The following is a 20212-nucleotide window of genomic DNA, read 5'->3' on the forward strand; positions in this document are numbered from 1 at the left end:
TGCTGATGTTCATCGGATGGTGCCGATACCAGGGATCAGCGGCAGGTCCAGTGCGGTCACCCAGCCCGCCGGGAGGTCGTTGACGGCGGGCACAGCGTTGAGGGCGCGCATGCCTGTGGCGAGGCATCCCGCCACAGCGGGCGTGCGGGCGGAGCCGTCGGTGAAGCGGAAGGAGGTTTCCTGGGAGATGGAGGGGGAGCCCACGATGTCGACGCGGTAGACGTCGTCGCGGGTGCCCGCGGGCCAGTCGGGGGCGGCGTCGAGGCCGATGCGGTTGACATGTTCGAGCGTGATCACCTCGCGCCCGCGGTAGATGCCGTTGATGGTGAACCTGATCGCGGCCACGGTGCCCGCCTCTAGCACCCCTTTGGCCGAGGGACGATCATCGGGTGTCACCCACTTCTCCCAGGTGGTGGTGATGTCGTCGAGTTCGATGCCGGCGGCGGCGGCGATCATCGGGACGGTCGCGCCCCACGCCATGATGAGCATGTCCGGGTGTTCGAGCAGCGCGGTGAACTCCGGCGGATGGCCGATGCCCATCTCGAATTCGTAGTCGCCCTCGTAGTCGGTGTAGTCCAGCAGTTCCGAGGCGCGCACGGACTGGACTTCGCCGCACAGGCCCATAAGGGTCATGGGGAACAGGTCGTTGGCGAAACCCGGGTCGATGCCGGTGGTGAAGCAGGATGCGTTGCCCACGGCGCACGCGTCGGTGATCGGATCGCGCCAGAGGGCAGGAAGCTTGTCCATGCCCGGCCACACCCAGGGTGTCATGGCTGTAGAGCAGACATCGATCCCGGCGCGCAGGAACGCGCCGATGATCGCGATGTTGTCATCGGCCATCGCGGCGGTGGGACCGTAGTGCACCACCGCGTCAGGGCGGATAGCGATGAGTTCCTCGACCGAATTCGTGGCCAGCACACCGGTTTTCGGTGCGCCGCACAGGTCGCCGGCGTCTTTGCCGACCTTGGCCGGATTGCTGACGCCGACGCCGACCAGTTCGAAGCGCGGGTGGCGCAGGATTTCGGCCAGCACCATGGAGCCGACGACGCCGGTGCCCCACAAGACGATTCGTTTCCTCACGGGTACTCCTGTGTTCATCGGTGGAACTCGCCGCAGTCGACGGTCAGCATCTGGCCGGTGACGGCCGAGGCGAGATCGCTGGCCAAGAACAGGGCGGCTCGGGCGACTTCCTCGGGACCGGCCAGCCGCTGCAGGTCGGTGGGCGCGGCCTTCTGCTGATAGATGTCGGCGTGGGTGACACCGGCCTGGCTTGCGAGCCAATCGAAATAGGCCTTGTTGATGCCTTCGTAGACGTATGACGGTGCGATGCTGTTGACGCGGATGCCGCGCGGGCCGAGTTCGGTGGCCAGCGACGAAGCCAGGTGCGCCAGTGCGCCTTTGGAGAGTTTGTAGCCGGAGTATTCCGGTTGCGAACTATAGGACACGCACGAGTTGAGCATGATGATCGAGCCCCGCGACTGCTCCAGGGCATCGGCGAACAGGGCCGACAGGCGCAGCGGGGCGAAGACGTTGGTCTCGTTCGCGTTCCGCAGAGCGCCCAGCTCGATCTCGGTGATGGGATTCATCGGCGGTATGGCGAAGGCGTTGTTGATCAGGCAGTCCACCCGTCCGTATTCGGCGAGCGTGCGTTCCACGATGGTGCGGCGCTGCTCCTCGACGGTGATGTCGGCCGGCGCGACCAGCGCGGTGCCGCCGGCCGCCCGCGCCTCCTCGGCTAGTTTCTCCAGTTTCGTCTCGGTGCGGGCGACCAACGCCAGCTTGGCACCCATGCGGGCGGCCTCGACGCTCAGTGAATGTCCCAGGCCGGGACCGATACCCGACACCACAATGACCTTGTCCCGCAGCAGGGGCACCGGTTCATAGGTCTCGGCCGGCGTGGGGAGAGGCGGGGCAGCAGCGCTCATTGAAACTCCTCGAATCAAAGTCGTTACACTACGTATCGACTTTAGTCGTGACAGACTGTAATGACTCCCGATCGCGCTGACAAGGACGGATTTCGTGACCGAACGCCCTCGGCTGGGCCCCCGCCGCGACCCCGCGGTGGACCGGGCGGTGCTCGACGCCGCTCGCGCGCTACTCGTTGAACGCGGTTATGCCGCGACCTCCATCGATGCCATCGCCACGCGGGCGGGCGTCAGCCGCCCGGCGATCTACCGGCGTTGGCCCACGAAGTCGCATTTGATCGCGCAGGCGGTGTTCCGGGACGTCGGTTCCGACCAGGTCGCACCCGATTTGATCGGCGAGATCCGCAAAGTGATCCGGGGGACGATCCAACTGTTCGGCGCGGCCGAGACCCGCGAGGCCATGCCGGGCCTGATGGCGGAGATGCGTGGCGACTCCAGTTTGTACGAGAAGCTCTCCGCGCGCCTGGATACCCCCACCCGCCGCGAACTGGCCGAGTACCTGCCCGGTGACGGCGAACCCGCCCGGCCGGGGCTGGACCCGAACACACTGTTGGACACGATCGCCGGTGCGGCGCTGTTCGCGATGTGCATTCGCGACATCGACGATCTCGACGGCTTCGCGACTTCCCTCGAGGATTTGGTGCTGTACGGCGTGATCGGCGCGAGCGAAGGGTCGCGGCGGCCCGAACCCGTCGTGAACGCGGACGCTGTCACCGCTGCTGAGCAAGCACCTCCCTAGCAGGCGGTTTCCACTCCGCGGTCCTGTCGCAGAGCGGGCCCGGCCTGCGCATCCTCGCGCACCGCGTCGCGATACCCGTGGAACTCGATATTCGGACCGAAACCCGCTGGTCGGACTCGATCGAGGTGGCTGTCCAGTTCGTTCGACGACCGCAACGATGCCGCGATTGACGAGCTCATCGGACAGCTGCTGCGCCGCGGCGTACCCGAGTAGTAGGGACGTGGTGCAGCCGCCGTGTCGTTGCGATCGGCTCAGCGTGACCGCTGCTACTGTCGGCCCGATGCGACTCGTGTCGAGTATCGGTGCGGTGCTGCTGACCTGTGCGTTTGTGCCGCTGCCCGGACTGTCCACGGTCGCGACCGCGCAGGGCGGGCAGGCAGTCGGAGACGGCTGGTCGGCGGTCTCCGAGATGTTCGAACCCGAGAACTTCCGCGCTGCCCCGTACCTGGGCAACGGCCGCATCGGCGCGATGATCCCGCCGAGCGGCGCCGGATATCAGGACTACGGCGTCTCGGTGCGCACCTCGTTCCCCTTAGTGGAACCGCGCTACACCGGAACGTATCTCGCGGGCTTCTATGCCATGAAGTCCATGTCGTTGAACAACACAGAGGCGATCGCTGCGCTCCCCGCGTGGTCGAGCCTGACCGTCGACGTCGCGGGCCGAACCTACCGAGCCGACGTCGACCCGGCCACGCTCACGCACTACCGCCAGCGCCTGAACTATCGCGATGCCACCGCCACCACCGAAGCCACCTGGACACCCGACGCGGAACACCGGCTGGATCTGACCTACCGGACCTTCGTGTCACGGGCGCAGCAGAACCTCGCGGTCCAGCAGCTCACTGTCACTCCGCACTTCTCCGGGCCGCTCACCGTCACCGACCTGATCGACGGGGCCGCCGCGCGCCGGGTCACCCCGACGACGGCGGCCTCCGATCCGAACCGGGGGCAGACCACGGTCGGCGTGCGCGCCGACGGCACCGACCACACGGCCTTCCTGGTATCCACGGTCACCACGCCTGATGAGCTGGGTGGCGCCGCACTACCTACGAACGGGGCGACGGCTGGAACACGGTTCGACGGCACTGTCGTGGCGGGCCGCAGTTACACGGTCACCAAGTACGTGGGAATCGCCTCCGGCACGGACGGCGCGGACCCACGCGCGATTGCCACCGACGTCTCCGAATCCAGCGCGGCGCGTGGTTTCGCTGCCGCCCACGCCGAACACGCAGCAGAGTGGGATCGCTTGTGGCAGCCCGCCATCGAGATCCCCGGCCGCGACGACTATCGGGACTGGATCCGGCCCGCACTGTATTCAGTGCTGTCCAGCGTCCGGGCCGGACAGCGGTGGTCCGTGCAGCCCGCGGGGTTGTCCTCCGACGACTATGGCGGCCTGACCTACTGGGACGCCGAGACCTGGATCTTCCCGACCCTGCTCGCGCTCTATCCCGAATTGGCCCGCACCGTGGTGGATTTCCGCGTCGCGGCGCTACCGCAAGCCGAGGCGAACGCGCGCGCCTTTGGGCTGACCGGCGCATTATTCCCCTGGAACGACGGACCGACACAGCGGTGCGCGTCACCGGCGGTGTGCGGACTGGTTCAGGAACATTTGGGGAACGAGATCGCGCTCGCACAATGGCAGTACTATTCGGCCACCGGCGACGAGCAATGGCTGCGTGACAGCGGCGCGCCGGTGATCACAGCTATCGCGAACTACCAGGCTGCCCGCGTCGGCCCGAAGCTGCCCGACGGCCGCTACCACTACGCGCCCGCGGCGGGCGCCGACGAATACGTTTCGTTTTCCGTGGACAACGCACTCACCAACGCCGGAGTGATGGCGACGATGCGCACCGCGATGTCGGCCGCCCGGCTGGCCGGACTGCCGCTGAACCCGCAATGGGCCGATATCGCCGCGCACATGGCGATGCCGCCGGACATCGTGCCAGGGGTGCCCGCCGAGTATCTCGGGTACCAAGGGGCGAAGATCAAGCAGGCCGACACGGTGCTGATCAGCTACCCGTACTCCTATGCGGCACCGGGCTATTCGCCCGAGGCGACACTGGCGTACTACTTCGACCGCACCGATCCCGACGGCCCCAACATGAGCAACAGCGCCGGCGCGATCCTCAGCGCGCAGTACGACCCCTGCCGCACCCAGCAGTTCTTGGATCAATCGGTGCAGCCATATGTCCGACCGCCATATGGTTTCCAGTCCGAGGCGCGTGGCGAACGGTCGGGTGAGAACACGGTCGGTCAACCGGCGTGGATCTTCGTGACAGGTGCGGGCGGATTCCTACAAGGTTTGCTGTACGGACCGAGCGGGCTGCGATGGACTGAGACGGGTCCCCGGCTGGACCCGATGCTGCCCAGTGGGTTTCCCGAGGGGATGACGGTGCGCGACCTCGCGGTACGCGATAGCAGGTTGACCGTGCGCATCCGACCGGAAGGCACGACCGTCGACGTCACTTCGGGTGGTCCGGTCACCGTCGAGACGCCCGGCGGCCCGGCGACCGTCCGCCCGGAAACACCGCTGACGCTACCGACCAGGAGCGCCTGTCCCTGATCCGCAAGACACCACACGGCGAACATATCAGCGCAGGTCAAAGCATAGAATCACTGGACAACCTCCGTGTGTGTGAGTGCACTCGCACACACGGAGGTTGTCCAGCTCGCGTCGGCGGAGCTCGTGATAGATCGGGGCGACGTGTAGCTGCATCGTCTTGCCCAGCCGTCCGATGGTGATAGCGATCTTGTCGAGGCGTTCGAGAGCCGATAGAGCTCGTACGGCTCGAGGCTTCGGACGAGGGTGTCGGCCTCCGCGTTGTAGGCGCGCAGCATCGGCATCGAGTAGTCGCGGATCATCTTGCGGCCCTTGGTGACCGACGCGCACGCCGACGGCCGGGTGCCCGCGATCACTCAGATTCTGTTACCAACTGGTGGGGGCCCTATCCTTGCGTGCTCCGCAGGCGAAGCCCCTGCATCCCGCCGTCGACGGCGAGGTTGGTGCCGGTGGTGGAGCCGGCGAGCGGGCTTGCGAGATAGCATACGGCGGCTGCTACCTCTTCAGGGGTGACCAGCCTTCCATGGGGCTGGCGTGCTTCGAGGGCGGACCTTTCTGCTGTCGGATCGGGCGCGTTGGACAGGAGGCGGCCGATCCAGGGTGTGTCGGCGGTGCCCGGGCTCACGCAGTTCACACGGATCCCTGCTGCGAGGTGGTCCGCCGCCATGGCGAGGGTGAGAGACAGGACGGCCCCCTTCGAGGCACTGTAGAGGGCTCGTTCCGGTATGCCCGCAATCGCGGCTACCGAGCACGTGTTGACTATGGACGCGTGCGCGGAGCGGCGAAGGTACGGCAGGGCTGCCCGTGATACCCGGACCATTCCCAGGACGTTGATGTCGAAGACTCGGTGCCACTCCGGGTCGTCATTGCTCTCGATTGTGCCCTGGGCCCCGATTCCGGCATTGTTGACGATGATGTCGAGACCGCCGAGGTCTGTGGCCGACTTCTCGACGGCGGCGCGCACGGATTGGTCGTCTGACACGTCGCATCGGAGTGCGAGCAGGCCCGATGCGGCCTGCCCGGGGTCGAGGTCGAGTACCGCCACGGTGGCACCGCGCTTGTTCAGCTGGGCGGCGACGGCGGCTCCGATTCCGGAAGCGCCGCCGGTGACGATGGCTTTGAGGCCTTCGAATTCCATTGTGGGTCCCTTGGTCACGCGGCGGTGAATTGTTGGCGCTGTCTGCCGAGGCCTTCGACCTCGATGTGAACGACGTCCCCGGCCGCGAGATACGGGAATCGCCCCGAGAGGGCGACACCTTCCGGAGTGCCGGTGCAGATGAGGTCGCCGGGTTCGAGGACCAGGTATTGGCTGAGGTCGTAGATGATGGTGTTGACGTCGAAGATCAGATCCGCGGTCGACGAGTCCTGGCGGACCTCGTCATTGACCCAGCTGCGCAAGCGGAGGTCGCGGCTGTCGACTTCGTCGGGGGTCACGAGGAACGGACCGGTGGGGCAGAAGCCGGCGCAGCTTTTGCCTTTGGACCATTGGCCACCGGAGACTTCTAGTTGGAATTCGCGTTCGGAGAGGTCGTTGACGGTGACAAATCCGGCGATGTAATCGGGTGCCTGATCGGGGCTTTCGAGGTATGAGGCGCGTTTTCCGATAACGATGCCGAGTTCAACCTCCCAGTCGGTTTTGGATGAGCCGCAAGGGATTGCTACATCGTCATACGGGCCGACGACGGTGTTGGGTGCTTTATGGAAGACGATCGGGACCTCGGGGGGCTTGGACCCGGATTCGGCAGCATGCGCGGCGTAGTTCATTCCGATACAGATCACCGATGAGGGCCGGGCAATGGGGGCTCCGACACGGATGCCATCGATATCGAGCAGGGGCAGAGCGCCGGTGGCGAGCGCCTGCTCGGTTCTCACCGGTCCGTTCGAGGCCCAGAACGTGGCGTCGATGTCCTTGGTGATGGACTCCAGCGAGTAACATTCCTCGCCCCGGAAAACGACAGGCTTCTCTTCATCGGGCGCACCGATGCGTGCAATTTTCAAGTCAGATTTCCTTTTCATGTCGGCAGGGCCGCGCCTCGCGCGCCCCGACGGCCGGACGTGTGCGTCTTTTCAGGCCCGCGCAGGAAGGGCGTGTTCCGTCGGCTCGGGGAGCGGAGGCTTGCCATAGACCGAATGTTCGAGGCCGCGAATGTATCCGATGGCGAACAGGCGCCCCAGGGTGCCGTAAGCCGGGCGGTCGTTGGATTCGCCGTGCATGGTGGGGACGTGGTCCGGACGCATGGGTCCGGAAAAACCGACTTCCGCATAGGCGCGCATGCATTCGGGCAGGTCGGTCTGGCCTTCGTCGTGGAAGGTTTCCTGGAAGTCGTCGGCGGTGCCCCGGACGTCGCGGAAGTGTACGAAGCTGATTCGGTCCAGACCGCCGAATTCCCTGATCAGTGCGGGCAGGTCGGCGTCCATCAGGGCGAAATTGCCCTGGCAGAACGTGATGCCGTTACTGGTGGAGGGGAACAGCGACAGTAGCCGTCGGAATGCGTCGGGGGAGCGCATGATGTGTGGCACGTTGCGGCCGATGGGGCGGGGCGGGTCGTCGGGGTGCATCCCGAGCCGGACTCCGGCTTCTTCGGCAACCGGGATAACGGCGTCGAGGAAGTAGCCCAGCGCATCCCACAACTGGTCTTCGGTGATCTCGCCCGGTTCCGCGAGCGGGGGCATGCTTGCACTGTCCGCTGCCCGGAACCCGGTGACCAGAGCGCCCCCGCGCCCGATGATGTCCACGTTCGTGCGTCCCCAGCTCGAGATGGCCATCCAGTTGTAGCACAGGGTCGGGATGCCCAGCCGGCCCATCGCGCGTATCTGCGTGTGGATGTTTTCGATCTGTTCGTCCCGCCCGGGAAGTCCCAGGCGGACCTTGTCCATAGGAGGCGTGTCCTCGATGGCGACCACTGTGAGGCCGTGTTCGGCGAAAATTCCGATATCGCGTCTGATCGCTGCCTCTCCCCACGGAATATCGTCGGAGGCAGTCCCGGAAAATCCATTCTTGCCGACAGAGGCGAACATGCGCTGGTCCTGTTCGGCTCCGTTGAGGAGGGCGACGACGTTATCGACCCCGCACTGTTTGATCAATTTCCAGAGCGGCTCGGGCCGGGGGGAGAGCATTTCGCTCAGTTGAATCATCATGCAACCTTTCAGTTGGCCCTGGTCGGTTCGGCCATTGCGTCGGTGCTTTTAGTTTTTCGTGTCAGGAAGAGGAGCGGCAATGCGTGCGAGCAGGCCTCCGTCGACCCGGATTTCCGCTCCCGTGACGAAGCTGGCTCGAGGGCTGGTCACGAAGGAGACGACTTCCCCGATTTCTTCGGGCTCGGCCACCCTGCCGAGCGGGTGCGCGGTGCCCCAGTTCGCGACGATCCGTTGGGCGCTCTCTTCCGAGCCGTCGCTGAACAGTGCCGCTGACGTGCGGAGCATGGGTGTATCCACCGAACCGGGGCTGATGCTGTTGACGCGGACCCCGTACTCGGCTTCGTCTACCGCCATCGCCCTGGTCAGGGCGATGAGAGCGCCCTTGCTTGCCGTGTAGGCGGCAACCTTGTTCTGGGTCGCGGCGGCCTGGACGGAGGCGATGATGGCGATGCTTCCGGCCGGGCTCTGGCGCAGGTAGGGCAGGGCTGCCCTGGCGGCGAGGAAAACTCCTTTGACATTCACATCGAAAACCTCGTCCCAGGTTTCCTCTGAGGTGGAGGGGACGTCGCCGTACCGCTGAATCCCGGCGGAGGTGACGAGGGTATCGAGCCGCCCGTACCGGGAAATTGCCTGCTCGACCGCATACCGGTTGGTTTCGGGATCGTCGATCGGTCCCCATACCGCAACCGCCTTGCCGCCTGCCCGGTTGATTTCCGCCGCCGTTTCCTGGGCAGGGTCCTCGGTCTGCCCGTGACAGACGACGGCCGAGCCCTGCCGGGCCAATGCCAGCGCGATGCCTTTGCCGATGCCTTGGGATCCGCCGGTGACCAGGGCGACCCGCTGGTCGTGTTCACCCATCACGCACTCCTGTCCTCGAAATTGATGCTCAGTGGGATCTCGATCGCGGCCCGGGGTCCGAGGCGCAGGGCGCTTCGCCGGTCCGGGCCGCTGGTCTGCATGCTTGCCGGTTCCATGGCCATCGCGCGGGCCCGCCCGTACCAGGGAAACTGCTGGGTGGCGTTGAGCTCCTGCCACAGCCATGCATAGGGCAGGTGCGTGCCGTCCCACTCGAGGCGGACCGTCAGACCCAGGTCCAGATTGGTGACCGAGGCCCAGTGCTCGGTGAAGTCGTGCAGCCACCCGAACACTTCACGCGACCCACCGCGGGGAGGTATGTGGCGCAGGTCGACACGCTCTCCTGATTTCGTGACGGCCCAGGGCCAGCGGTGTTCCGAGCCGGAGTCGAACACTGTTTCCCGCTCCGGGTCGCTGGTGAACCGGCGCGCGCCGGTTTCGAGCCGGCAGTCCCCGTCCAGGAATGGGCCGCCGAGCGCGGGGTGACTGGAGTAGTCGAACTCCAGAGCGGTGCCGCTCAGGTTCGTGAGCGTATCGGCGAGGTGCAGCCGGGGGCCTCGGAGCTCGATGACCCGGTCGATGCGCACCGGGACCGAGAACAGCTCCACATGCAGGCGGGCCGAGCCCGTCGATGCTTCGTCTACCTGCCAGGGGACGACCGAGGCTTCGCCGTGGAATGCCACGGGAGCGCCGTGGACGGACCGAGGGTCGCCGGCGTTCGGGCACAATGTCTGCCAGCCGCCCCGGTACTGCTCCAGCCATCCAGCGACCGGGTCGTATGTCGAGGGCCGCTGACCGTCGCGGACAGCGTCCGCGCGTTCCCGCCATGGCGTACTGAAGAGCGCGTCCACTCCGGTGCGCCGGTGGACGAGCGAAAGAATGTCCGCTCCTCTGCCGGGATCGATGCTGACCTGTAGGTCGGGGCTCGTGAGGTCGAGGGTCCGCGGGCTCATGCGGCGAAGGGCTGGACGGGAACACCGGCGGTGTTGGTGGCGAGCGCGAAGACCGAGCCCGCCAGCGGCTGCTTGCTGAGCCCGTCTTCGGAGATGTCCGCTGATGCCGAGGTGATGTACAGCGTTCCGTCATCGGCGAAGGCGCAGCTCGACGGTTGTTCGACGGGCATCGGGATCCGTCCGATCAATTCGCCTGTCGGGGCGTACCGGCGCACCTCGCTGCCGCCCCAGATCGCGACCCACAGGCATCCGTCCAGATCGACGGCGAGCCCGTCGGGCAGTCCGCCGCGGATCTCGCACAGCGGGGTGAATGCTCCGACCTCGCCTTCGTCACTGCGGTAGGGCGCGCTGAAAAGCAGGTTCGCCATGCTGTCCGCCAGGTACATGGTGTTGTCTTCGGCGTTCCAGCCCAGGCCGTTGGGCAGGGCGAATCCGGTCGCCACGATACTGCTGGGCGCCTGCCCGTCCCATCGGTGCACAGCACCGACGCCGGGGACGAAGTCGAGGTGGGTGCTCCCGGCCCAGAGCCGGCCACGCGAGTCGCATTTGGCGTCGTTCATGCGCCGGGTGGGTTCGGGCAGCACCGGGTCCAGAATCTGCAGCTTTCCGTCGGCGAAGATCCCGAGACCTTCGGATACAGCGACGGCGAATCCCTCGTCCTGGGCCCGGGGCGCCGCCGCGCCCAGGAGAGTGCCCAAGGCGGAGGTGCTTTGTCCGCCGGTGGCGAGGTCATTCTCGAAGAGCAGGCCGTTGTTGATGTCGACCCAGCACAACCGGCCGGTCCGACGGTCCCAGACAGGTCCTTCACCGACCGTGGCCTGGGCACGGATCACAACGTCAGGCGTCGGAAAAAGTTCTACGGAACCCATCGTTTTGCTCCTTGTCGCTTTCGATCGCGGGCTGTACCTGCGGCGTTCACAGGACGCCGTAGGTCGCAAAGGCTTCGGTGGTGCTCATTCCCTGTTCGATGGCGTGGCGGACCTGGTTCTCGGCGCTGGCCTTGTCCAATGCAAGTGCCAGCACTTCGTCCTCGAGGGCGGCCGGGATGACCAGGACGCCGTCCCTGTCCCCGACGACGAGGTCTCCGGGGGAGATCTGAACACCGTCGATTTCAAGGGGAATCCCGTAGTCCAGCACGTAGCCGCGGACTCCCGAATCCTGGCCGTAGCTGCCGCGGCTGAAGACGGGAAAGTTCTGGTCCAAAACCTTGTCGGTGTCCCTGTGGTACCCATCGATGACGGCGCCGACCGCGCCTCTGGCACGGGCGGCCGCAGTCATGATCTCGCCCCAGGCGGCGCAATCGAGACGGCCGCGACGGGCCAGGTAGACGTCGCCGGGCTGCAAGGCGTCCAGGGCTTCTGTCAGGTTGCCGAAAGGCTTCGCCGGCATCCCGAAAACATCCCCGACCAGAACCGGCATCGCCCGGCCGACCACGGTCATGGTGGGCAACAGGGGCTGCACCGCAGCCGGCAGGAACTGGTGCGTGCGGCCGAGTGCATCCAGGACGTCGCCGAGCACTGCGGTGTAGAGCGAAGCGGCAACGAGATTGAATCGTTCGGTGTCGTTGGGCGGTATCGTGGCCATTTCTTCCTTGTTTCGATGATCCTGAGGTGGTGGTGGCCCGCTGGTCAGGTCGAGGTTGCCGCCCGGCGTGAGCGCCATACGTTCACCAAGACCGCGATGAGGACGACGGCTCCGCGGACGACCTGTTGGGCATAGGGGTCGACTCCCAGCAGCACCATCCCGTTCATGAGTACGGCGATGAACAGGACACCGATCAGGGTCCCGACGATGGTCCCCTTGCCGCCACTGAGCGAGGCACCACCGATGATGGCGGCGGCGATCGCATCGAACTCCAGCCCGTTGGCGATGGTGCCGTTCCCGGAGGAAAGCTGTGCGGATTGGAGCAACCCGGTGACCGCCGCAGTCAACGCAGAGATCGCCAGCACCGAAATCCGGATGGTGCGCACGTTGATGCCGGAGAGTTCGGCAGATTTGGCATTTCCGCCCACCGCGTAGATCGACCGGCCGAATACCGTTTTGCGTGCGATCACCGCGATCACGATAAAGACGATCAGGAGATAGACCGCCGGCACAGGAATGACCCCGGCAATCTTGCCGCTGCCCCAGTAGAAAAACTTGTCGGAGTCTACGGGAATCGGGAACGTGTTGGTGATCAGCATGGCAATGCCGCGCAGTCCCAGGTACAGGGCCAGCGTGGCAATGAAGGTCGGCACTCCGAATACCGCCCGGATCCATCCAGCGAAGGCGCCGATGGTAGCGGCGGCGGCAAGCACGAGAATGCACGAGGCCCACATCGGCCATCCGAGGTTGACGACCATGACTCCCAACAACGCAGATGACAGCGCGGCCAGGGATCCCACGGAGATGTCGATCTCACCGGCGACGATGACCAGCGTCATAGCGAAGGCGACGATCCCGAAGAAGGCAGCCTGCTGAAGAATGTTGAGCAGGTTATGCGTACTGAGAAAGTTCGGTGCGCTGACGGCCAGCACCAGGAAAACCAGCACCAGCACGCCGAGCAGGCCGATGCCCTCCCAGGAACGGATGCGCGTGAACAGGCCGTCGGCCTCGGATTCGACGACCCTTTTTTGGGGCTGTATGACATCCGGCTCGGACATTTCAGTTGCCTTCTTTCATGGCAAGCGCCAATAGTTTTTCCGTCGTGGCATCGCCCCCGACGACTTCGTCTTTAATCCGACCGTCCCGGAGTACCAGCACGCGATCGCAGACTTCCGAGAGTTCTTCGAGCTCCGAGGAAACGAAAATGGAGGAAATCCCGCTGGCGGCCAGCTCTCGGATGAGCTTGTAGATTTGGCCTTTGGCGTGGACGTCGATGCCGCGGGTTGGCTCATCGAGCAGCAGCACCGACATCTTCGCCGCCAGAAGCCGCCCTATCACAGCCTTCTGCTGGTTTCCGCCGGAAAGAGTGCCGATCTCTTGTCCCGCTGTGGACGCGACGATCGAGAGCGTGCGGAGCGCCTCCTTCGTCACCGCGGCCTCGAGCGGGGGCTTGATCCAGAACCGCGGCAGCACCCGGCCCCGGGCCGATAGCAGGATGTTTTCCCCGACCCCGAGCATCGGCACGATCCCGGAGCCCTTCCGGTCCTCAGGGGTCAGTCCGACGCCCCTGGCCAGCATGCGGCGGGGGCGACGGCGCAGGACGCGTTCCCCGGCCACGGACACCGCGCCCCGGACACCGCGCCGCAGGCCGTAGATGGCTTCGAGGAGCTCCGACCGCCCCGATCCCAGCAGCCCGGCAATGCCGAGCACTTCACCGTTGTGCAGATCGAAGTCAACGCCGTCCAGCACACCAGGGATGCGCATGTCCCGCACCGACAGTACGACCGGCTGGTCACGGCGGTCCCGGTGCTCTATCCGGGCCGCCACCTGGCCGCTCTCGCCTGCAATGAGCGCGGCCACCTTCTCGACGCTCGCCTCGTGCGCTCCGAAGGTCTGCACTTCGCGACCGTCTCGCAACACGGTGAGTGTGTCGGCAACCAGTGGGATCTCTTTCATCCGGTGGGAAACATAGATGATCGCCACCCCCCGAGCGGCAAGGCGTCGTATCAGGGCCAGCAGCGCGTGGACCTCGTGACTGTTCAGGGCACTGGTCGGCTCGTCCAGGATCAGTACCCTGGGCTCGTCGAGAAGTGCCTTGGCGATTTCGACGAGTTGCTGATGCGCCAGGGAAAGGTTGCCGACTTCCTGCCAGAGCGGAATCGGTGCGCCGAGCATCTCGATGGCCGACCGGGCATTGTCTTCCAACGTCTTGGAATCGATGAAGCCCAGCCCGGTCCGGCGTTCGGGCCAGCGACCGAGTGTGATGTTCTCCGCCACCGACAGTCCCGGCACGAGGCTGAACTCCTGGTGCACCATGGCGATGCCGCCGGCCCGTGCGTCGCCCGGCCGACTCCAATGCACCTCTTTGCCGGACACACGCAGCCTTCCGCGTCCGGGATCCGGCTGCTGGGACCCAGAGATGAGGTTCACCAAGGTCGACTTCCCGGCCCCGTTCTTCCCGAGCAAGGCCCGCACCTCCCCGGCACGAAGCGTGAGGTCGACGTCTACGAGCGCCTTGACGGTTCCATAGGTTTTGCTGAGGGAAGTGCATTCCAGGATCGGGGGCACGGTCTTATCCACAAGCGTTCCTTCATCGATGAGCGGTGACACACAGTGCCGGGGCGCGCAAGGGCCTCGGCACGCGCCTGTTCCTATTTGCCCAGGTAACTGTTCACTGCGGTCGGATCGTCACGGGTGTAGGTGACTCCGGGAAGATCGGTCTCCAGAGGGGAGTTCGCCTGGCCCGCAACGGCGTTCTTGGCCTGCTCGTACGCGTCCTTCGCGGTGGTCTGCGGGTCCTGCCCGGTCGTGGCCTGAAGAATGTTGTTCTTATCCAGCAGGAAGCCGGCGAGCTGCTTCGAGATGTCCGTGCCGAAGACGGGAATGGTCTTGCCGGACTGCTGGACCGCGGTCACCTCCCCGACGGTGCCTCCTTCATTGGCGGCCCAGAGCAGGTTGATGCCGGGGTCCCCGGAGAGCATGTTCGTGGCGACGGTAGTGGCCTTGTCCGCGAGGAATCCCTCCTGGTCGGAGGCGTAGGTGGCCGTAACACCCGCATCCTCGAGCGCCTTCTTGAAACCGGCTTTGCGCAATTTGCAGGTTTCGGCTGCACTGTCGCAGTTCAGGATGCCGATCCTCGCCGACCCGCCGAGCTTGGCCTTGATGTACTCCGCGGCCGCTTTTCCTGTCGCCGACCCCAGGGCCGTGTTGTCGGACTGGACGACACCCTTGACAACGGAGGGATTCGTGGCATCGGCCGAGCAGTTGCCGTAGCAGATCAGTGGGATGCTCGCAGCCTTGATCGATTTCATCGTCGCCAGCGAGCCGGCAACGGTAACGGGCTGCATGATGATCGCGTCAACCTGGCGCTGGATCATGTTCTGCGCGGCGGTGGCCTCCGCGCCCGCATCGTTGTTCGAGTTGGCGGTGATGACCGTACCCCCGTCGGCCTTCACCGCCGCTGCCAAGGCCGACTGAATCCCTTTGAAGTACTCGTCGCCCTGAAGCATGATCAGCCCGACGGTGAGCTTCTTGCCACTGCCGCCCGCGCCACCGCTGCCCGCGGGCCCGCACCCCGAGACCGCAAGGACGGTCAGGACCCCGGCTGCCACAAGCGAGAGAAGTCTCCGCTGCATTCCAATCCCCTTTGATTGTAGGTGGCTAGATACTAGAGCCCAAACATACTTGTATACAAGCGGTTAGGTGTGTCAAAATTGAGCATGCCTTCTACTTCCCTATCCGCTGGGGTGCCGCCGTCACCGGCGGTCGGTCTGCGGCGGGTCGACCGCATCCCGGCTCGACAGCGCATCTCAGACCGGGTCCACGATGAGCTCGCGTCGGCGATCCGCGACCTGCGGCTCGAACCAGGGGCTCTTCTGTCCGAGACCGAGCTCTCCGTGCAGTTGGGGGTAAGCCGGACGCCGTTGCGGGAAGCCATTTTCCGGCTGGTCGACCAGGGCCTGCTCAGCGTCGTCTCCCAGGTCCGCACCAGCGTGGCGCTCATCGACCTAGCGGAGGTCCGGGAAGCCTGCTTCATTCGCCGCACCCTCGAGACGGCGGCATTCCGGGAAGCCTGCGAATCGGGCGGCGATATTGGAGAGCTCCGGCGCATTCTGCTACGTCAGGAGCAGGCAGTGGCGGACCGCGACGTTGACGCCTTCTTCGTCTCGGATGAGGATCTGCACCAGGAGATCTTCAGGCTGGGCGGTTATCCGGGAGTCTGGAACGTGATACGGCGCTCCAAGCTGCAGCTGGACCGTCTTCGCCGTCTGACCTATTCCGAGACCGTGATCTCCCGGGACGTCATCGACGAGCACATACGCATTGTGGATCTGCTCGAGAACAGGGACGTCGAGGCGGGTATGCACCTCATCGCGGAACATTCTCGTCACGTGCTCGATCAGGCCGCAAGGGTCCAGTCCGAGCACCCGGGATACTTCACCTCCTGAGCGGTGCCCGGTGGGAGGACCGCACCCCTGAGGGGCGGATCAGTCATTTGGATACCCGGCTCCCACAGCCTTGACCTCGGGACGACGCCGAGGGGAGCGCTCACTATCGGATCCGCCGGCCCGTTCGTCACCCAGCTCTTGCAGGTTCCCCGTGAGCTGGGGGCGAACGCCCCGGTGCACTCACGCTTCGACCCGGTTTCCGGGCGGCACCTAGCCCAGGCTCGGCGACACATTCAGGATGTCCTGCGGTACCGCCCGCCGCCGTTGGTTCCGGTCCGGGCGGCCGGAGATATCTGTGCCTCGGATGACTTCGCCGTCTTCGAATCGCCGGTGATGTGGCGCAGTTCGTCGGTCGCTGATACCGCCCGGTTTGCTGCTGGTCAACGTCAGTCGCGGCGGCCTGGCCGACACCGCGGCGCTCGCGCCGGCGTTGCGGGCAGGCCACCGCGGCGGCGCGGGCCTCGACGTCCTCGAAGAGCGGAGCCCGCCGCGCCCGCCGAACTGACGGAGCTCCATTCGGTGGTGATCACCCCCCACAGCGCGTTCTCCTCAGACGCCTCGACCATCGAACTCCGCCGCAGCGCCGCAACCGGAAGTTGTCCGAGTCCTGCGTGGCGAACCCCTCGACTTCCCTGCAAACCAACCTGTACAGACGACAATTAACGGAGTGTCTTCATGAACGTGATCCACAGCGTGCACGGCCGGCAGGTGCTCGATTCCCGTGGGCGGCCCACGGTCGAGGTCGAGCTATGCCTTCAGGACGGTGTTGTCGCCCGTGCCTCGGTGCCGTCCGGTGCGTCCACCGGCACCCACGAGGCGCATGAGCTTCGCGACGGTGACAAGACGGTCTTCAACGGCCTCGGCGTGTTGTCCGCCGTCGAGCACGTCGATAAGGAGATTTCGGCCGCGCTGCGCGGGCACGACGTGATGGACCAGCGGGGTTGCGATCACCTCCTGCGCGAACTCGACGGCACGCCAGGGCTGTCCAGGCTCGGCGCCAACGCAGTATTGGGTACGTCGCTGGCTATCTGCCGGGCCTCGGCGAAGGTGTCCGGGCAGCCGCTGTATCGGCGGATTGCGGACCTTACCGGTATCGCCGAACCGGTGCTGCCCATGCCGATGGTCAACATCCTTTCCGGCGGTCTGCATGCTGGACGCGGGATGGACGTCCAGGACTTTCTCGCCGTGCCGATTGCGGCGACCTCGATGCTGGAGGCGATCCAGCTCACCGCGCGGGTCCGCGACGCGGCGGCAGCGGTGTGTGCCGAACGCGGACTGCCGACGCTGCTCGCCGACGAGGGTGGGCTGAGCCCCGGCTGCCGCACCGGAAGGGACGCGCTCGAATTGCTCATGGCCTCGATCGAACGGGCCGAGCTCGAGCCCGGCGTGGATATCGCGATCGCGATCGATGTCGCGGCCGTGTCCCTGTATGACGGCACGTCCGGGGAATATCACCTGGTCAGGGAGGGGCGTCGGGCCAGCGCTGCGGACATGATCGACATCATGTCGTCCTGGGTCGACGACTTCCCCATCGTGTCCATAGAGGATGCGCTGGACGAGGAGGATTGGGCCGGGTGGCAGGCGCTGACCGCGCGGCTCGGAGATCGGGTGCGGTTGATCGGCGACGACCTGTTCACCACCAACCCGTATCGCCTGTCGCAAGGGATCGCGGAGGGATGTGCCACCGGCGTCCTCGTGAAGGTCAACCAGAACGGGACGCTCACCGGCACTCTCGACGTTGTTTCCGCAGCCCGCGACGCCGATTATGTCTGCGTGGTCTCGGCTCGCTCCGGTGAGACCGAGGACGACTTTCTCGCTGACCTCGCTGTCGGCACCGCCGCGGGGCAGATCAAGGTCGGGTCGGTGCGCTCGTCGGAGCGCCTGGCCAAGTACAACCAGCTGATCCGCATCGCGGAGGACACCGCTTTGCGATTCAGCCCTTTCCCCGCCGCAGCGTTGGCCCGATGACCGCAACCGACCCCCACACACGAGTGCGTGAATTCCTGCGCAGGCAGGGATTACTCGGGCAAGGGGAGCACGCGGAATTGACTCCGCTGACCGGCGGCGTGTCGTCGGATCTGTGGAAAGTGGACCTGCCCACCGGGACAGTGTGTGTCAAGGGAGCACTGGCTCAGCTCAAGGTCGCGCACGAGTGGCTCGCACCCGTGTCACGAAACCGGGTCGAGTACGACTGGCTGCAGTTCGCCGCCCGGCTGTGCCCGGGTCAGGTACCACGGGTCATCGCCCACGACGGCGAAGCGGGCCTGTTCGCGATGGAATTCCTGCTGCCGGAGCAGTACCCGGTGTGGAAAGCGCAATTGCTCGACGGCCGGGTGGATGTCGCGGCCGCCCGAGCGGTCGGTGATCTCGTCGGCCGGCTGCACTCGGTGAGTGCCACCGATCCACACAGTCCGCATCGATTCGCCACCGACGACAATTTCGACGCCCTACGCATCGAACCGTTCCTGCGGGTGACCGCAGAAACTCACCCGGACCTGCGGCATCGGTTCGCCGAACTGGCCCGGACGACGGCGAACACGCACCTCGCCGTCGTGCACGGTGACCTCAGCCCGAAAAATATCCTGCTCGGTCCCGACGGCCCAGTGCTGCTGGACGCGGAATGCGCATGGTTCGGCGACCCGGCGTTCGACATCGCCTTCTGCCTCAACCACCTGCTCATCAAATCGGTCAAGCTGCCGGGCCGCGCCACCGAACTGCGCGCGGCGGCGCACGCGCTGGCCGGCGAACACGCGCGCCACATCGACTGGGAATCACCGAGCGCGTTCGGCACGCGGGTGGCGGCGCTGCTCCCAGCGCTCGCGCTCGCCCGCGTCGATGGCACGTCCCCAGTGGAATATCTCGACACAGCCGAACGCCACCGAGTCCGGGAGATCGGACGGGCGTTGCTCGCCAATCCCGCACCGACCATCGGCCAACTGCTCGACCAGTGGGCGCTGACCTGCGCATCTGTGCCACCCTCCACGAGCTCGACGTAGTCGAGGTGTCCACGAGTCACGTGACGATTCCGAGGAATCGCCGAGCATTGCCGGACAAGATGGCCGTACGGTCCGGTGGCGAGAGGAATTCGGCGCGGTGGACCACCTGCCCGACGGGTCGCTCGCCGAGCGGATAGGGGTAGTCACTGCCGACCATCACCTGGGTCGGGCCGAGCGTATCGACCAGTGTCCGCAGCGCGACCGGATCGAAGACGACCGAATCGACGCTGAAACGGCGCAGATACGCCGACGGTGGTTGTTGCGAGGTGGCGATGAGATCGCCGCGCCGGTGCCAGGCGTTCTCGAAGCGCCCGAGCCAGAACGCGAACGACCCGCCGCCGTGGGCGAAACAGATCCGCAGTGAGTCGGGAACCTTGTCGAACACCCCGCCGAGGATCATCGCGATGATCGACAGATGGGTTTCCGCGGGCATGCCGGACAGCCAACGCGCCATCCAGCGGTCCAGGCGCGGCGAGGAGGGCATATCCCAGGGATGCACGAACACCGGAACGCCGCGATCGGCCGCATGCTGAAGAAACGTCACCACACCCGCATCGTCGAGATCGCGGTCCCCGACGTGGTTGCCGATCTCCACCCCGGCGTGGCCGGCATCGACCGCGCGGTCGAGTTCACGGCAGGCGGCATCCGGATCCTGCAGGGGGACTTGGCAGAACGGGATCAGCCGACCCTCGCCTGGAGCACAGATTTCGAGGGCGAGATCGTTGAAGATGCGGGCGACCTTCACCGCCTGCTCCGGTGGGGTGTCGTAGGAGAAGAACACCGGGGTCGGTGATACCACCTGAGCGGCGACACCGTCGGAATCCATGGCGGCCAGCCGGATTTCGGTGTCCCAGGCGTCCGACTGAATCCGCCGGAACTCGGTGGAGCCGACCATGATCATGGCCTCGCGTTCGGATTCGAGCCGCAGCCACGGTTGGCCGGGACCGAGATCCGGCCACCACTGCGGCACGAAATGGGTATGGATATCGATGGTTTCGTGGGCCGGGGTCACAG

General features: G+C 65.8%; 20 protein-coding genes. 6 read left to right on the top strand and 14 right to left on the bottom strand.

Annotated elements, in window-relative coordinates; all coding sequences use genetic code 11:
• Positions 1-9: 9 nt before the first annotated feature.
• The gene (locus ACQP1G_RS24480; RefSeq protein ID WP_433191902.1) at positions 10-1080 is read right to left on the bottom strand and encodes an NAD(P)H-dependent amine dehydrogenase family protein; all 1071 of its coding nucleotides are present in this window, start codon (positions 1078-1080) and stop codon (positions 10-12) included.
• Positions 1081-1094: 14 nt separating this feature from the next.
• Positions 1095-1925, bottom strand: coding sequence for an SDR family oxidoreductase (locus tag ACQP1G_RS24485; protein ID WP_433191903.1), 831 nt, complete (start codon positions 1923-1925; stop codon positions 1095-1097).
• A 94-nt stretch (positions 1926-2019) separates the two neighbouring features.
• Here ACQP1G_RS24485 and ACQP1G_RS24490 point away from each other — a divergent pair, with 94 nt between their 5' ends.
• Positions 2020-2664: a helix-turn-helix domain-containing protein gene (locus tag ACQP1G_RS24490; RefSeq protein WP_433191904.1), complete on the top strand. Its 645-nt coding sequence runs from the start codon at positions 2020-2022 to the stop codon at positions 2662-2664.
• On the opposite strand, the gene ACQP1G_RS24495 is transcribed toward ACQP1G_RS24490, so the two are convergent.
• Positions 2661-2843: a hypothetical protein gene (locus ACQP1G_RS24495; RefSeq protein ID WP_433191905.1), complete on the bottom strand. Its 183-nt coding sequence runs from the start codon at positions 2841-2843 to the stop codon at positions 2661-2663. The genes ACQP1G_RS24490 and ACQP1G_RS24495 overlap by 4 nt on opposite strands.
• Before the next feature lie 101 nt (positions 2844-2944).
• On the opposite strand from ACQP1G_RS24495, the gene ACQP1G_RS24500 reads away from it, so the two are divergent.
• Positions 2945-5227 (top strand): glycosyl hydrolase family 65 protein, encoded by a 2283-nt coding sequence (locus ACQP1G_RS24500; RefSeq protein ID WP_433191907.1) that lies wholly within the window; start codon positions 2945-2947, stop codon positions 5225-5227.
• A gap of 382 nt (positions 5228-5609) precedes the next feature.
• On the opposite strand, the gene ACQP1G_RS24505 is transcribed toward ACQP1G_RS24500, so the two are convergent.
• From ACQP1G_RS24505 to ACQP1G_RS24550, 10 genes are all read right to left on the bottom strand, one after another.
• Positions 5610-6362 (bottom strand): SDR family NAD(P)-dependent oxidoreductase, encoded by a 753-nt coding sequence (locus ACQP1G_RS24505; protein WP_433191908.1) that lies wholly within the window; start codon positions 6360-6362, stop codon positions 5610-5612.
• Positions 6363-6376: 14 nt separating this feature from the next.
• Positions 6377-7222, bottom strand: coding sequence for a fumarylacetoacetate hydrolase family protein (locus tag ACQP1G_RS24510; RefSeq protein ID WP_433191909.1), 846 nt, complete (start codon positions 7220-7222; stop codon positions 6377-6379).
• Between the two features lie 69 nt (positions 7223-7291).
• On the bottom strand, positions 7292-8362 hold the full coding sequence (locus tag ACQP1G_RS24515; RefSeq protein ID WP_433191910.1) for a mannonate dehydratase: 1071 nt from the start codon (positions 8360-8362) through the stop codon (positions 7292-7294).
• A 48-nt stretch (positions 8363-8410) separates the two neighbouring features.
• Positions 8411-9220: an SDR family NAD(P)-dependent oxidoreductase gene (locus ACQP1G_RS24520; RefSeq protein ID WP_433191911.1), complete on the bottom strand. Its 810-nt coding sequence runs from the start codon at positions 9218-9220 to the stop codon at positions 8411-8413.
• Positions 9220-10170: a DUF4432 family protein gene (locus ACQP1G_RS24525; protein ID WP_433191913.1), complete on the bottom strand. Its 951-nt coding sequence runs from the start codon at positions 10168-10170 to the stop codon at positions 9220-9222. The genes ACQP1G_RS24520 and ACQP1G_RS24525 overlap by 1 nt, the downstream gene beginning before the upstream one ends.
• On the bottom strand, positions 10167-11039 hold the full coding sequence (locus ACQP1G_RS24530) for an SMP-30/gluconolactonase/LRE family protein (RefSeq protein ID WP_433191914.1): 873 nt from the start codon (positions 11037-11039) through the stop codon (positions 10167-10169). The genes ACQP1G_RS24525 and ACQP1G_RS24530 overlap by 4 nt, the downstream gene beginning before the upstream one ends.
• A 46-nt stretch (positions 11040-11085) precedes the next feature.
• Complete coding sequence (locus tag ACQP1G_RS24535; RefSeq protein ID WP_433191915.1) at positions 11086-11832, bottom strand: RraA family protein; 747 nt, start codon at positions 11830-11832, stop codon at positions 11086-11088.
• Complete coding sequence (locus ACQP1G_RS24540; protein WP_433191917.1) at positions 11799-12812, bottom strand: ABC transporter permease; 1014 nt, start codon at positions 12810-12812, stop codon at positions 11799-11801. Before ACQP1G_RS24540 ends, ACQP1G_RS24535 begins: the two co-directional genes overlap by 34 nt.
• Position 12813: 1 nt before the next feature.
• Positions 12814-14334: a sugar ABC transporter ATP-binding protein gene (locus ACQP1G_RS24545; protein ID WP_433191919.1), complete on the bottom strand. Its 1521-nt coding sequence runs from the start codon at positions 14332-14334 to the stop codon at positions 12814-12816.
• Positions 14335-14405: 71 nt separating this feature from the next.
• Complete coding sequence (locus tag ACQP1G_RS24550; protein WP_433191921.1) at positions 14406-15365, bottom strand: substrate-binding domain-containing protein; 960 nt, start codon at positions 15363-15365, stop codon at positions 14406-14408.
• Between the two features lie 108 nt (positions 15366-15473).
• Between ACQP1G_RS24550 and ACQP1G_RS24555 the strand changes: the two genes are divergently transcribed.
• The 4 genes from ACQP1G_RS24555 to ACQP1G_RS24570 all read left to right on the top strand — a co-directional run bounded on the left by ACQP1G_RS24555 (position 15474) and on the right by ACQP1G_RS24570 (position 19198).
• Entirely contained in the window at positions 15474-16202 is a 729-nt protein-coding gene (locus ACQP1G_RS24555) for a GntR family transcriptional regulator (protein WP_433191922.1), read from the top strand.
• A gap of 358 nt (positions 16203-16560) precedes the next feature.
• Positions 16561-16707 (top strand): NAD(P)-dependent oxidoreductase, encoded by a 147-nt coding sequence (locus ACQP1G_RS24560; protein WP_433208764.1) that lies wholly within the window; start codon positions 16561-16563, stop codon positions 16705-16707.
• Positions 16708-16877: 170 nt separating this feature from the next.
• Positions 16878-18170, top strand: coding sequence for a phosphopyruvate hydratase (eno, locus tag ACQP1G_RS24565; protein WP_433191923.1), 1293 nt, complete (start codon positions 16878-16880; stop codon positions 18168-18170).
• Positions 18167-19198: a phosphotransferase family protein gene (locus ACQP1G_RS24570; protein ID WP_433191924.1), complete on the top strand. Its 1032-nt coding sequence runs from the start codon at positions 18167-18169 to the stop codon at positions 19196-19198. The genes eno and ACQP1G_RS24570 overlap by 4 nt, the downstream gene beginning before the upstream one ends.
• Positions 19199-19214: 16 nt before the next feature.
• Here the strand turns inward: ACQP1G_RS24570 and ACQP1G_RS24575 are convergent, their stop codons facing one another.
• The gene (locus ACQP1G_RS24575) at positions 19215-20210 is read right to left on the bottom strand and encodes an amidohydrolase family protein (protein WP_433191925.1); all 996 of its coding nucleotides are present in this window, start codon (positions 20208-20210) and stop codon (positions 19215-19217) included.
• Positions 20211-20212: the final 2 nt, after the last annotated feature.

The organism is Nocardia sp. CA-107356, from assembly GCF_050946365.1.
Lineage (GTDB): Bacteria > Actinomycetota > Actinomycetes > Mycobacteriales > Mycobacteriaceae > Nocardia.

Bases quoted from the DNA above. Each gene is read 5' to 3' on its own strand.
- ACQP1G_RS24520 (WP_433191911.1), bottom strand. From the start codon at position 9,220: ATGGGTGAACACGACCAGCGGGTCGCCCTGGTCACCGGCGGATCCCAA.
- ACQP1G_RS24540 (WP_433191917.1), bottom strand. From the start codon at position 12,812: ATGTCCGAGCCGGATGTCATACAGCCCCAAAAAAGGGTCGTCGAATCC.
- ACQP1G_RS24500 (WP_433191907.1), top strand. From the start codon at position 2,945: ATGCGACTCGTGTCGAGTATCGGTGCGGTGCTGCTGACCTGTGCGTTT.
- ACQP1G_RS24555 (WP_433191922.1), top strand. From the start codon at position 15,474: ATGCCTTCTACTTCCCTATCCGCTGGGGTGCCGCCGTCACCGGCGGTC.
- ACQP1G_RS24525 (WP_433191913.1), bottom strand. From the start codon at position 10,170: ATGAGCCCGCGGACCCTCGACCTCACGAGCCCCGACCTACAGGTCAGC.
- ACQP1G_RS24495 (WP_433191905.1), bottom strand. From the start codon at position 2,843: ATGAGCTCGTCAATCGCGGCATCGTTGCGGTCGTCGAACGAACTGGAC.
- ACQP1G_RS24570 (WP_433191924.1), top strand. From the start codon at position 18,167: ATGACCGCAACCGACCCCCACACACGAGTGCGTGAATTCCTGCGCAGG.
- ACQP1G_RS24515 (WP_433191910.1), bottom strand. From the start codon at position 8,362: ATGATGATTCAACTGAGCGAAATGCTCTCCCCCCGGCCCGAGCCGCTC.
- ACQP1G_RS24530 (WP_433191914.1), bottom strand. From the start codon at position 11,039: ATGGGTTCCGTAGAACTTTTTCCGACGCCTGACGTTGTGATCCGTGCC.
- ACQP1G_RS24485 (WP_433191903.1), bottom strand. From the start codon at position 1,925: ATGAGCGCTGCTGCCCCGCCTCTCCCCACGCCGGCCGAGACCTATGAA.
- ACQP1G_RS24505 (WP_433191908.1), bottom strand. From the start codon at position 6,362: ATGGAATTCGAAGGCCTCAAAGCCATCGTCACCGGCGGCGCTTCCGGA.
- eno (WP_433191923.1), top strand. From the start codon at position 16,878: ATGAACGTGATCCACAGCGTGCACGGCCGGCAGGTGCTCGATTCCCGT.
- ACQP1G_RS24535 (WP_433191915.1), bottom strand. From the start codon at position 11,832: ATGGCGCTCACGCCGGGCGGCAACCTCGACCTGACCAGCGGGCCACCA.